This window comes from Silvimonas sp., from assembly GCF_031291215.1.
In the GTDB taxonomy this organism is placed as follows: Bacteria; Pseudomonadota; Gammaproteobacteria; order Burkholderiales; family Chitinibacteraceae; genus Silvimonas; species Silvimonas soli.
Genome location: NZ_JARLJK010000117.1, coordinates 98,469 through 110,838, shown reverse-complemented (window position 1 = coordinate 110,838; position 12,370 = coordinate 98,469). Strand labels below are relative to the sequence as shown.

Genomic DNA, 12,370 nt, shown 5'->3' with positions numbered 1-12,370 from the left:
CTTAACGGTCCCAAAGCTGCACTGGCCCGACCAGCGATCGAAATCATGGCATTCCCCGGATATTGCTTACCGAGCTTTGCATGCCCGGCGTGCCGTGATGCGTATCGGAGACCAGCGCCGTATGGTTTGCAAGCTCAGGCGCTTGCTCAGTAGACAGGCCCTGTTCCAGGGTGTCGAGCATGCCAATCAAAACGCGTTTGTTCTGGCGTGGCGCACCCAACGCGTTGCCTGGCCCCCATTTGTGCAACATTAATCGGGCGCGGGGTTTGATGGTGATTTCGTCGCTCAACCCATCGACTCCCGGCATGTAATGGATGGCGGCAATGATCTTCGCCTTTTGGTAATTCCAGTCGAGTTCGCCGGTCAGCGTGACCCAGCCACTTTCGACCTGCACCTTGAGCGAACGTGGCAACACGCCAGTCGTTTGCTCAAGCAGTCGGGCGATCTCGCGGCTGATCTGCTCATCATTGCCGTGACTGGCCAAGGGCGCGCGTTGATGGCTTTCCAGTACGGTGCCTTCGATACTCGCGGCCTGCCGGGCTGCGCGACGGGCGCCGGTATTTTTGGCAAATAGTGGTGCAGCCGTGCTGTCTTTGAGTTCGATAGCAGCGTGGCGGATTTTGGCCGCTGCCGGCCATTTCAGGCGTTCTTGCGTTTCGGTTTGAAACTCGGAATCGGATTTCATGATCATCCTTCCAGTCATTACAGGAAGGTCAAATGTGCGCTTCACGCACCCCAGCATCTGTGCGGCAGCACACCAAGTGTCAATTCGGTTGGATTCCACGCTGCGGGTGAACAGATACGTTGCATTATTCGGCGAGTGGTTCTGGCAAAAGCCGGTCGTATTCTTTCTTGACCACGGCATAGCATTCGCAAGTGCGCTTTTCCAGTCCGGTACGATCCAGCACCGAGATATGACCACGGGCATAGCGGATCAACCCGGCCTCCTGCAACTTGAGCGCACTCTGGGTGACACCTTCACGCCGCACACCCAGCATGTTGGCGATCAGTTCTTGGGTCATCACCAACTCGTCGCCCTGCAAGCGATCAAGGCTGAGCAAGAGCCAGCGGCATAACTGCTGATCCAGCGAGTGGTGGCGGTTGCACACAGCGGTTTGCGCCATCTGGGTGATCAGCGCCTGGGTATAACGCAGCATCAAGTGCAATACCGGTGTGCGGATGAACTCATCTTTCATGACTTGGGCCTTGAGCCGATAGCCATGTCCGGCGCTTTGCACTACGGCGCGGCTGGGCGTGGATTCGCCCCCCATGAACAGCGAAATACCGACGATGCCTTCATTGCCGACAATGGCAATTTCGGCCGAGGCGCCGTTCTCCATCACATACAGCAAGGACACAATCGCCGTAGTGGGAAAGTAGACATGGCTCATTTTCGAACCAGACTCATACAACACCTGGCCCAGAGACAAATCGATGTGTTCAAGCTGGGGTGCCCAGCGTTGCCATTCTTCTTGTGGCAGCGCTGCCAGCAATTGATTTTTTTTCGGGTTTAGCGCAATGACCATAGCGACACTCCGGGGCAGAGCGGCGCTAGAACCCCACGCGAATGCGCGCGCCGATGCGGTTGAGTGTACGCCTTGCACAGAAGGGCTTATGTGCGTTCTCGAACATAAGCGCTCACCACATTACAGACGGCTTTTATCGACCACGCTAACCGGGCACCGCACAGGCGTGCCGTGGCGCGTGCCGTGGCGTATTTTCGCGCCTGAGTTCACCGCTTGGGTTTCGGATTATTAGTATCGGACAGAAGAAATCGTGCGCAGGGAATATTGCTGGTAGATCACGGTGAGGTTGTTGATCACTCGATAGATACCTGGTGTGCGCAAAGCCGTAAAACCGGCCAGATCGTGCTCGGCCCAGCTTTGCACCGTGCCGTAGAGCGTTGCCACACCTTGGGCGATGGTGACGTGCCCGACGCTGCGCAAATCGGCCCAGCATGCTGTTAGCTGCGGCTTCAGCCTGGCTCAGCCAGCCGCTTGCATCCGGTCTTTGCAAGGGATTCTCTGGTTGATCACTGCCCATACTGAGCGCTCACCGCCGCCACAAAAAAACAATGTGGACCCAAGTCGCACCCTTGATCTGTGCGTTATCACACGCAGCCAGACTGCAGTAATCAAGGGGATGTATTGCTACGTGTGCTAGCGCACTGAGTATCAACCAAGCCGGTACTAGGCTGTTCTGGCCCCGTTCAAAGGCATTGCGCTGAAAGTGGATAGCGCCAGGCCAACCGCTGCAATCAAGTGAAGGGAGCATACGCGGGCCAGTGCCCGACCGAACCATCACTTCAACTGGCGGGGTCCATATGACCAGCACACCTTTACTCCCTGAGCTGGAAACGGGAGAAACCGGCAGCCTGCAGCGCTATCTGGATACGCTGGAAGGCGCGCTCTATTACGCCCTGCTCAAAAAAGGTAGCGCGCTCACCGCAAATCACGACACCTGGCAACTGGCTTTCGATGCATTATCCAAAGCAGCGACTGGCAAACAACACGCCGACATTGCCATTGCTCAGCATTACCTTGTGGTGGCTATCAACGAGACCCGGCAGGCGCGAACCTGGCCGAAACCCTATCGAGTATTTTTGCGGGAATAAGCGCCAACAATGACAGATTCCATTTTGCTGGCGGCCACACGGGTGTGCACCTTTCAGCAGCAACAGCCCCTTACCAATGCCAGCGGGTTTTTCTTTGAGCGTGATCAGCGCCTGTTTCTGGTTACCAGCCGCCACGTCATGGTTGATGAACCCAGCAATCATTATCCGGACCGGATTGAAATCGAACTGCATACCAATCCAGACAACCTGACCCAATCTATCGGCTTTTCGATTCCGCTATACCGCCGTAATGGCCAAAGCGTCTGGCGCCAGGGCAGTGACTCTGCCGGCAGTGTCGATGTTGCGGTAATTGAACTTGAGCGCTCCGCGTTGCCCCCAAACATGGCCTGGCGCGCCTTTACTCCCGAGCACCTGGCCAATTTGCAGGGACAAATCATGGTGGGCAGCTCGGTGCTGGTGGTGGGGTTTCCACTGGGCTTTCACGATACCTTGCACCATATGCCGGTGGTCCGGCACGCCATCATCGCTTCAGCATTCGGTTTGCGGTTTCAGGGCAAAGGCTATTTTTTGACCGATGGCCGGACCCACCGTGGCACCAGTGGTGCGCCGGTGGTGATGCGGGTTGATCCGGAGTTGGCAGTTACGGTGGACTTCCCGTGGGTTTTGCTGGGCGTACACTCGTCGCGAATTGACGTAGGTACCCGTGATCTGGTCCAGGACGAAGTGCTCGGGCTCAATAGCACATGGTATGCCGACATCCTGCTAACCCTCACCGCGCATTGATCGCCCGCAAAACTGCCAGGGCAACATTCGGTTGCGAACAGACCACCATTGCCGGTGTGTTAGCTTAGGAGAACTTCAGGCGTTCTGACCGGAATTGCCGTGTTTGCTGCAAACGCAAGGAATACCTGTGCTCCCGCCTACGCCTTTACCGTACAAAATCAAACGGCACATAAAAAATGATGCACTGGTGACCAACCGGTTTTGAGCTCTAACCGGTCTCCCACAGCATTGCGAGTGGACGGCGGCAATGGCCGATGACCTGCCGGCGTCCCCTCTTAACTGGGGCAGGTGCGTAATATTTTGATACTTCAATAAGAAATTGAAATTTACGTGGGTGGAAGGGCTTGCAGGAGATTGCCCGACCCATGACCGGCTCGACCAGATCAGCGTAAGGGGATGGCGCGGATGCGCAATGTGAGAGAGCTGTGGCTACTTCGCATCTGCCAATTATCGCAGTCGGGCCCCGCAAACGACTGTATCGGGAAGTAGACAGTTCTGCCCACGCTGCAGACTTTTCCGACAAAATGAAGCACTTTGCACAGGCAGGCAGAGTTGCCTGGTCGCCTGGTGCATCTGCATTGCCGCACTCAATACGCATCAATTACAAACAATAGCCACGTCTGCAGGCACAAAAGGGTATTTGAATTGCTCCGATCGCACGGGCCTTTTTCCATTTTCAATGCTGCGATACCGACCTTGCTGTCTGGCCTGGTCATTACGGTGTTGCTGTTCATTGGAGTAGGGCAGCTGGAGTACGACAAGACCCGGCTCGACTTCCAGCAGCAGGCGGACGCCCGGATTACCGCCATCCAGCGCGGGCTGGATGATTCGGTGCAGCTATTGGCCGGGCTGAATCAGTTGTTTGTCACTTTTGATTCGGTGAGCCGCGAGCAGTTTCATACCTTCAGCGCGCCGTTGCTGGCCCACTATTCATATATCCAAGCCTTCAATTTTCACCGCATGCTGTCGCAAGCCGAGCGTCCGACCTACGAAGCGCAGCTGCGCCAACGCTTTCCGGGCTTTTCAGTCACGGTGCTGCAAAATGGCCGACCTGTGCCCAGCGCCATCCGCCCTTCGTATTACATCGTTGATTACATTGAGCCAATGCAGGGCAATGAGGCCGCATTCGGCCTGGATGTTTCGCCCAATCCGGTCATAACGGAAACACTGCAACGGGCGGTACCCACTGGCTTGGCCGAGTCCACGGCGCTCCTGCGACTGGCACAAGGCCAGGGCTCGCACGGATTCCTGGTGCTCATGCCGGTCTATCGTCACGGCGCTTCGCTGGTCGACGCGGCGGCCCGCCAGCGCGCTTTTCTGGGCGATACGGCCGTAGTTTTCCGCACGGAAGGCTTGTTCAGGGCATTGCTGGGCAGCAATGGATTTTTGAAAGATTCGGCGCGGATCGATATCAGTATTTACTCGGGTGACCGTGCTGATGAACGCAACCTGGCTTTTCGCGATGGCAATGAACCGCCAGCAATCCGGCCGGACACGCTATTGCCGGTATGGCTGACCTTCGCCCGCACCGATGCCGCCACCTATGATTTCAACGCAGCAGGGCGGCCCTGGCACGTGGTGGTTTCAGCCGCTTCAGCACCTTTTCTGTCCAGTCATATCGCATCGGTGCTGACACTGGTGGCGGGTGTGTTGTTCAGCTTGCTGGCGGCACTTTATCTGCAGCGGCTGGCCTTGCGTTCGCGCCACGTGCAACAACTGGTAGAAACGCGCACTGCAGAACTGCGTCAGTCCAACGAGTTGTTGATTGAGGATATTGCCGAGCGCAGGCGCATGGCCAAGCTGCTGGAGGATCGCGAACGCGAGTTCCGGCATCTGGCCGAGAACTCGCCTGACGTGATTGTTCGCTACGACCGCACTTGCCACCGCGTTTATGCCAACGCGGCGTATACGGCGCTTGTTGGCATGCCGCTAGACAAAGTACTGAACAAAACGCCGATTCAGATATTTGCGTTTAACGACCCGGTAACTTATCAACTTTGTCTGAAACGGGTGCTGGAAACGGGTAAGGCCGACAGCATCGAAATCAGCTTTGGCGATGCGGAAAAAACCTTGCAGATTCGCCTCAGTCCCGAGTTCGATGGCGAAGGTAACGTGGTCAGCGCGCTGGCGGTTGGCCGGGATGTCACCGAGTTGCTGGCGTATCGCCAGAAAATCCATTCGCTCGCGTTTTACGACGTGCTGACCGGTTTGCCCAATCGCGCGTTGTTCAACGATCGCATCAGCCAGGCTTTGGCCGGTGCCCGGCGAGATGGTTTGCAGGTGGGCGTGATGATGCTTGATCTGGACCGGTTCAAGACCATCAACGACACGCTGGGGCACTCTGCTGGTGACGAGTTGTTGTGCGAAACCGCGCGCCGCCTGGTGCACTGTGTACGGGCAACCGATACCGTGGCCCGACTGGGCGGCGACGAATTCATTATCGTGCTACCCGGCATACACGACGAAATGGACCTCGGCCACATTGCCGGAAACCTGCTGGCCAGCCTGGTAGTGCCCGTGACGCTGGAAGGGCGCGAATTGGTGGTTTCCGCCAGTATCGGCATTGCGCTGTACCCGGACGATGGCGAGCAGGCGGAAACGCTGGTCAAGTACGCCGATGGCGCGCTCTACGATGCCAAGGCCAGAGGCCGTAACAACTTCCAGTTTTACTCGCAGGACATGACCAAACGCGATAGCGAGCGGCTGCACCTGGAGGCTGATCTGCGCCGCGGTCTGGTACGCGGTGAGTTGCAGGTGCATTACCAACCCAAGATTGATCTGGGCAGCGGCAAGATTGTGGGAGCGGAGGCGCTGTTGCGCTGGCATCACCCGGAGCGCGGATGGGTGGCGCCAGACAGCTTTATCAGCATTGCAGAAGACACCGGCTTGATCCTTGCCATTGGCGAGCTGGTGCTGCGTGATGCCTGTGAGACGGCCTGTATCTGGAACAAGTCCGGGCAAAAGGATTGGCACATTGCGGTCAACCTGTCGCCACGGCAGGTGCAGACCAGCGATATTGTCGCCACGGTGCGCAACGTGCTGAGCCAGACCGGCTGTGAGCCGCGCTGGCTGGAACTGGAAATGACCGAAGGCTTGTTGCTTAAAGACAGTGATACCACCCAGGTCGCGCTCGAAGCCATCTATGCCATGGGCGTGAATATCGCCATCGATGACTTTGGCACCGGTTATTCGGCGCTCAGTTATCTCACGCGCTTTCCTATTGCCACATTGAAAATTGATAGCTCGTTCATCAACAACATCCTGCGCGATCCGGGTAGCGCGGTGCTGGTGCAATCCATCATCGCCATGGCCCACGGCATGGGGATGAAGGTGGTGGCCGAAGGCGTAGAAGAGCCGGAGCAGGCGTCCTGGCTAACGCGCGCTGGCTGCGATATGGGGCAGGGCTATCACTGGGGTAAAGCAGTACCGGCCAGCGAGTTTGCCACCCGCTGAGCGGGCCGTAGCAATGCAACAAACCAGTCTGACGCAATTAGCGTTCTAAACAACCGTAGTCCTGGCGATTTTTTGGGAGATAACCTGGTGAATGATTCATCTGTTTTACCCGCTTCTGCCATTCCGGCCCTGGATATTCCTGCGGCGAATGAGGTATCGCTGTTGCGGCTGTATCTGCTGCGAGCCATGTATCTTCTCGTCGTGGTCGGGCTGGGTGCCGTGGTCTGGCCTGGCATCCTGCAACAACACAAGCAGTGGGAACTGATGCAAGGCATCGTGACTTGCATGCTGGCGGCTTTCTCTTTGCTGGCTGCGCTTGGCCTGCGTTATCCGTTGAAAATGTTGCCGGTATTGCTGTGGGAGTTATTGTGGAAAACACTTTGGTTAGCACTGGTGCCGCTACCGCAGTGGCGTGCAGGACACGTTGATGAGGCTATCGTTGGCAATATCTTTGCCTGCTCAATGGTTGTGCTGGTCTACATTTCCATTCCCTGGCGTTATGTATTTGTGCATTACCTGAAAAATCCGGGTGAGCGTTGGCGTTAATGGCTGGACGAAAAGTTGTAACGCAAATAACCACTCATTAACGCTCGATACAGATATGACAATAACAATAACGCCGCTGCAATCCGGGGCATTGCCAGCGTTGCAAGCGCTGTGGGATAAGCAACTTTTCCCCAATATCCCCGCCCGGCTCGCGGATGCTTTGCAAGATGCTGCTCACGATCATGGCCGCCAGGTTGTTGTTGCCTGGCGCAATGACCAACTCGCCGGTTGCGCGGGCTGGGTAACGCTGGGTATTGCGCACGATGGTTGCGCTTACGCGGCCCCGGTCGTGGCCATCGATGACGATGTCGCAAGTCATTTGATTCAAACGGTAATGGAAACTGTCCGCAATGTGGGAGCACAGCGCTTGCGCATTTCCGCTTATTTGCCGGAAGTGGCCAAGCATAAAGCGCTCAAAACGCTGGGTTTTACGCCACTGTTTGAGTTTTTTAATCTGGTTTTGCCGTTGCCACTCGAATCTGCCTCGCCATTGCCGGCGGAATTGCATGCGGTACCGTTTGCCCAGATCAACTGGGAACAGGCACGCGCCTTGTTTGCCGAGACCTTTGTCGATGTCCCCAACTCACCGATTCCTGCAGTTGCAGCAATACGCGAGGAGTGGGAGCTGTGCGACTGGCAGGCCGGACGCGTCCTGGCTGACCGCCATGGTGAATATCAGGCGTTCTCGTTGATTCAGGCTAACAGCGTCGAGGCGGTCGGAGTGCGGAGCGCCTGGCGCGGGCAGAATCTGGCCGCTACGCTTTACCGTATCGCCGCAGAATCGCTCTTGCGCAGTGGCCACTCTGAGCTTTGCGCATTGGTAGCCGGTAGCAACGTGGCCTCAATGCGCTTTCATCAGAAGCTGGGGTTTCAGGTCGTGGCCACCCCCAGAACGGTGTACGAACTCGCAATTGCGACGGAGCACAACAAGTTTGCATCCAGTTTTGAGGAATCAGGCGCAGATGCAGGATCGTTCGGGATATAGATCCCGATAACCGGGCTACTTTTGCACTACGCAGGAGGGATGTGGCAATGCGCGGCTAGATCGTAGTATTGCCAAGGCGCGCCGCTTGCTGATCTACAATTTGCCTGCTATGTATTCCCGGCCGATAGCGCGCTTGAGCATTCGCACGGCGGCTCGCAGCGCGGTCAGTAAGTGTTCCGGCGGCTGCTGGTCAGGGTTCAGCGCGTGCTCAGACAGTTCAGGATTCTCCTGGTTCAGCAGGTCAATTGCATTGGTCATGGCCGTTCTCGATTCGGCCAGTTTGACTTGCAGCGCATTGATCTGGGCGACAAAGGCTCGCTGTGCCCACAAGCCGCTGACCATCGCCGCGGCCAGCATCAGCAAAAGCGCTAGCGGCCAGTCAGAAATCCCCCAGTCGCCTACCTTTGCATTCTGACTGGAGCCCACTTTGGCCGACGCTTGTGCGAGCGCCAGGTCTTTTTCCAGGGCATCCACCCGTGTCTGGAGCCGCGTACGTTCATCGTTGGCTTGGCTGAAGTCGGCAATGGCCCGCTGCAGGTCGCTCGAATTGGCGAGGCGGGTCAGTTGTTCGGTGGTGAGCGTGGTGCTGACATCGTCTTTCCACCAATACCCCACGAGCCCGCCCAGAAAGAGCACTCCGCCAATAAGTAATGCGTAGCCCATGACCGTGATCGGGCTTTCCGGATGCTTTGACGCGTGCGCTACTCCCCAGGTTGCAAACAAAACGATAATCACCGCTGCCGCCAATGCTGCCCACGCAATGGCAGAGTCCTGGGTTTCGACAGTCAGACCGATATCTTTGGAAAGGCGCACGTCGATCTTGGTCGGATTGGTTTTTTCATGGGCTTTGTCGGTCGGCGTTTTACGGGCATCGCCAGGGCCGGTGAAGTCGCCTCCGGCCGACCAGTCGTCTGACGTGGTGTCCGCAGGCTGTGAAGCTGCGGCAGGTGCTGCAAAGGCTGGACAGTAAACGTAGTTGTACTGATTGCTCACATTGGAGGTCGTCCCCGGCGGAGCAACTGTTGTTCGCTGATGATTCTGTTGTCTGGGTGGAAAGTCCGTGGCGGGCGAACTGGCGCTGGATTTCTCGCATGCTGTCGTTGCCATACTGGAGGTCCAGCCAGCTTGCGCCAGCAACACGCCGACCAACACGATCAACCAAGTGAACCTTTCCATGGCTTCCCCCCATCCCGATCTTCTTGTGATAGCACCCAGCACGCGCAGTTGTGTCTTTTACAGCGCGGGCGGTGGCTGGAATCGTCTGAGGAAAGGTATCTTCCCCACATTGCGGGCTATTGGAGAAAGCCTATGTCTGTATTTTTGCGAGTCGCGACGCCGGCCGATGCCGACGAGCTAACCAGCATGTACATGCGTTCACGCAATGAATTGGCGGACTATGCACCGCTGGTTCATGCCGATGCAGCAGTTCATGAGTGGATTGCCCATGTGCTGATCCCCACGGGCAATGTCATTCTGGCCTTGGACGATGGCCATATAGCAGCAATGGCAGCGTATTCCACAGCGGGTGACGTTACATGGCTCGACCAGTTATATGTGTGCCCACGTTACCAGCGCCATGGCAACGGTACCGCCTTGCTGGACACGGTGAAGGCCAAGACTGCTGGCGATTTGCAGCTCTATACATTTCAGCAGAACGCCGCTGCTGCCGCCTTTTACGAGCGGCACGGATTCGTGGCGATTGCGCATGGGGATGGCAGCGATAACGAAGAAGGTTGCCCTGACATTTTGTACCGTTGGTCGCGGGGGTGAAGCGCAGTGCTGGTCGCGCAATTTACGAAGATGCGGTTTTTAACCCGTCGATATCGAACTGTTTAACGGCGTATGCCATACCTGGACACCACCTGATTTGCTCAGTGTCAGCTTTAACCCCAACAGTAGCGCGCCATTGGCTCCCAATCGGTATAATGCGCCCCAGCGTTGATGCCGACACCCGATATGTCATGCAACATCTGTAGCGTGCGGGTGACAGCTTTACGCAAACCAAATGGACGAAACCCGGTAAAATATCAGGCTGCCGAGCGGGGAATGGTCTCGGAAACCGAAATTTTCTGGCAAAAACAAGCGCTAGCGGGTTTTGGTTGTTTGTGACGTCTCCATAGTTAAATGGATATAACGAGCCCCTCCTAAGGGCTAGTTGCAGGTTCGATTCCTGCTGGGGACACCACTGCAAAATTGATCAGGCCGGCGGTGCAAGACCGGCGTTAAACCACTCGCGATGCGCGACATAAATCAATATGGGTATTGCATACCCCTTCAGCTTCGTATTGACTAGCCATGCCGGGCAGGCGTGCCATCCTGTCTCACCGGCTAGCCTTCATCTTGTACATCGCAACAGCAACAGAACATCAGTCGATAAATCGATTAGAGACAGGAGTTAATTGCATGCAACGCAGCACAAAAATCGTCGCCACCCTCGGTCCAGCTTCCAATGATTCCGCCACGCTCGAGCGCCTTGTCGCCGCTGGCGTGAACATGGTACGCATGAACTTCTCACACGGCACCGCGCAAGATCATATGGATCGCGCTGAACTGGTCCGTGAAGCCGCACGCAAGGCCAACAGCCCGCTGGCCGTCATGGTTGACCTGCAAGGCCCCAAGATTCGTGTGCGCAAGTTTGAAGACGGCAAGGTTGATCTGGTCAACGGCGACAAATTCATTCTGGACGCCGAATACGACGGCCTGGGTAACCAGCAAGTGGTTGGCCTCGATTACAAAGAACTGCCAAACGACGTTGAAGCTGGCGCAATCTTGCTGCTGGACGATGGCCGCATCGTGCTGGAAGTCACCGAAGTGCTGGGCAGCGAGGTGCACACCCGCGTGAAAGTGGGCGGCATTCTGTCCAACAACAAGGGTATCAATCGCCAAGGCGGTGGTCTGACTGCACCGGCACTGACCGCTAAAGATATGGAAGACATCAAGGTCGCCGCTGTACTGCGCGCTGACTACGTGGCTGTGTCTTTCCCCAAGAGCGGTGCCGATATGTACATGGCTCGCACCCTGTTGCGCGCCGCCGGCAGCAAGGCACTGCTGATCGCCAAGATCGAACGCACCGAAGCTATTGGCAATCTGGAAGAAATTCTGGATGCGTCTGACGGCATCATGGTTGCGCGTGGTGACTTGGCCGTTGAAGTGGGCGATGCTGCAGTGCCTGCGCTGCAAAAGAAGATGATCAAAGCAGCTCGTCGCAAGAACAAGCTCACCATCACCGCTACACAAATGATGGAATCGATGATTACCAGCCCGGTGCCAACCCGTGCGGAAGTCTCGGACGTGGCCAATGCCGTGCTGGATGGTACCGATGCCGTGATGTTGTCGGCCGAAAGCGCGAGCGGCAAGTTCCCGGTAGAAACCGTGGAAGCCATGGCACGTATCTGTCTTGAGGCTGAGAAGTCGCAAGAAAACCGCATCAGCGACGAAGTGCTCAAGCAAGGTGACTTCACCCGCATCGACCAGTCGATTGCTATGGCAGCCCTGTTTGCTGCTGGCCATCTGAAGGTCAAGGCGATTGCTGCACTGACCCAATCCGGTGCTTCGGCACTGTGGCTGTCGCGCTTCATCAGTGGCGTGCCGGTTTATGCGCTGACACCTGAAGCAGACACCTATGCACGTCTGGCTCTGTTCCGCGATGTCTACCCGTTCATCATGTCTTATGACAACGCCAACCAGGAAAGCCTGCTGGTCCGTGCCGAACTGGAACTGATCCAGCGCGGCGTGGTGCAACAGGGCGATCTGGTGGTGTTCACTTACGGCGATGTGGTTGGCCTGGGTGGCAGCACCAACAGCCTGAAGATCGTCAAAGTGGGCGAGCGTCGTACTGCCCGTTAATCAACGGCTAGTACAGATAAAAAAGGCGGCCTTTACGGGCCGCCTTTTTGTTGGGCGCGGGTTTCGGCGGATCGGTTAGCATGGGGAGCGGCAGGTTTATGAACCTGCCTGCCAGATGAGTGTCATCGTTCAGACGCCCCGATCGTTAAAGTTGCACGGGCCTTTTAATTCATCACGCGGGT

General features: G+C 56.7%; 11 protein-coding genes and 1 tRNA gene. 8 read left to right on the top strand and 4 right to left on the bottom strand.

Features of this window, described 5'->3' with window-relative positions; all coding sequences use genetic code 11:
* Positions 1-43 precede the first annotated feature (43 nt).
* From P4L78_RS12245 to P4L78_RS12235, 3 genes are all read right to left on the bottom strand, one after another.
* Positions 44-685 carry a BON domain-containing protein gene (locus tag P4L78_RS12245; protein WP_283150225.1) on the bottom strand — a complete coding sequence of 214 codons (642 nt, stop codon included), beginning with the start codon at positions 683-685 and terminating at the stop codon, positions 44-46.
* 124 nt (positions 686-809) lie between these two features.
* Positions 810-1,526 (bottom strand): Crp/Fnr family transcriptional regulator, encoded by a 717-nt coding sequence (locus tag P4L78_RS12240; RefSeq protein WP_283150224.1) that lies wholly within the window; start codon positions 1,524-1,526, stop codon positions 810-812.
* Positions 1,527-1,754: 228 nt separating this feature from the next.
* Entirely contained in the window at positions 1,755-1,946 is a 192-nt protein-coding gene (locus P4L78_RS12235) for a BON domain-containing protein (RefSeq protein ID WP_309328333.1), read from the bottom strand.
* Between the two features lie 377 nt (positions 1,947-2,323).
* On the opposite strand from P4L78_RS12235, the gene P4L78_RS12230 reads away from it, so the two are divergent.
* The 5 genes from P4L78_RS12230 (at position 2,324) to P4L78_RS12210 (ending at position 8,342) form a co-directional block, all read left to right on the top strand.
* Positions 2,324-2,614, top strand: coding sequence for a hypothetical protein (locus tag P4L78_RS12230; protein WP_309328332.1), 291 nt, complete (start codon positions 2,324-2,326; stop codon positions 2,612-2,614).
* Between the two features lie 9 nt (positions 2,615-2,623).
* Complete coding sequence (locus tag P4L78_RS12225; RefSeq protein WP_309328330.1) at positions 2,624-3,358, top strand: trypsin-like peptidase domain-containing protein; 735 nt, start codon at positions 2,624-2,626, stop codon at positions 3,356-3,358.
* Between the two features lie 645 nt (positions 3,359-4,003).
* A complete protein-coding gene (locus P4L78_RS12220; protein WP_309328328.1) occupies positions 4,004-6,811 on the top strand; it encodes an EAL domain-containing protein in 2,808 nt (935 codons plus the stop codon).
* An 87-nt stretch (positions 6,812-6,898) separates the two neighbouring features.
* Complete coding sequence (locus P4L78_RS12215) at positions 6,899-7,357, top strand: hypothetical protein (protein ID WP_309328326.1); 459 nt, start codon at positions 6,899-6,901, stop codon at positions 7,355-7,357.
* Between the two features lie 55 nt (positions 7,358-7,412).
* Positions 7,413-8,342: a GNAT family N-acetyltransferase gene (locus P4L78_RS12210; protein WP_309328325.1), complete on the top strand. Its 930-nt coding sequence runs from the start codon at positions 7,413-7,415 to the stop codon at positions 8,340-8,342.
* A gap of 93 nt (positions 8,343-8,435) precedes the next feature.
* Here P4L78_RS12210 and P4L78_RS12205 read toward each other — a convergent pair whose 3' ends face one another.
* Positions 8,436-9,518, bottom strand: a complete 1,083-nt coding sequence (locus P4L78_RS12205) for a hypothetical protein (protein WP_309328324.1) — start codon at positions 9,516-9,518, stop codon at positions 8,436-8,438.
* 132 nt (positions 9,519-9,650) lie between these two features.
* Between P4L78_RS12205 and P4L78_RS12200 the strand changes: the two genes are divergently transcribed.
* The 3 genes from P4L78_RS12200 to pyk all read left to right on the top strand — a co-directional run bounded on the left by P4L78_RS12200 (position 9,651) and on the right by pyk (position 12,188).
* A complete protein-coding gene (locus tag P4L78_RS12200; protein WP_309328323.1) occupies positions 9,651-10,112 on the top strand; it encodes a GNAT family N-acetyltransferase in 462 nt (153 codons plus the stop codon).
* Between the two features lie 340 nt (positions 10,113-10,452).
* A tRNA-Arg gene (locus tag P4L78_RS12195) sits at positions 10,453-10,527 on the top strand.
* A gap of 218 nt (positions 10,528-10,745) precedes the next feature.
* The gene (pyk, locus tag P4L78_RS12190) at positions 10,746-12,188 is read left to right on the top strand and encodes a pyruvate kinase (protein WP_283150216.1); all 1,443 of its coding nucleotides are present in this window, start codon (positions 10,746-10,748) and stop codon (positions 12,186-12,188) included.
* The last annotated feature ends 182 nt before the right edge of the window (positions 12,189-12,370 follow it).

Excerpts from the sequence above, each read along its gene's own strand:
- pyk (WP_283150216.1), top strand. The coding sequence starts at position 10,746 with ATGCAACGCAGCACAAAAATCGTCGCCACCCTCGGTCCAGCTTCCAAT.
- P4L78_RS12245 (WP_283150225.1), bottom strand. The coding sequence starts at position 685 with ATGAAATCCGATTCCGAGTTTCAAACCGAAACGCAAGAACGCCTGAAA.
- P4L78_RS12225 (WP_309328330.1), top strand. The coding sequence starts at position 2,624 with ATGACAGATTCCATTTTGCTGGCGGCCACACGGGTGTGCACCTTTCAG.
- P4L78_RS12200 (WP_309328323.1), top strand. The coding sequence starts at position 9,651 with ATGTCTGTATTTTTGCGAGTCGCGACGCCGGCCGATGCCGACGAGCTA.
- P4L78_RS12205 (WP_309328324.1), bottom strand. The coding sequence starts at position 9,518 with ATGGAAAGGTTCACTTGGTTGATCGTGTTGGTCGGCGTGTTGCTGGCG.
- P4L78_RS12230 (WP_309328332.1), top strand. The coding sequence starts at position 2,324 with ATGACCAGCACACCTTTACTCCCTGAGCTGGAAACGGGAGAAACCGGC.
- P4L78_RS12240 (WP_283150224.1), bottom strand. The coding sequence starts at position 1,526 with ATGGTCATTGCGCTAAACCCGAAAAAAAATCAATTGCTGGCAGCGCTG.
- P4L78_RS12210 (WP_309328325.1), top strand. The coding sequence starts at position 7,413 with ATGACAATAACAATAACGCCGCTGCAATCCGGGGCATTGCCAGCGTTG.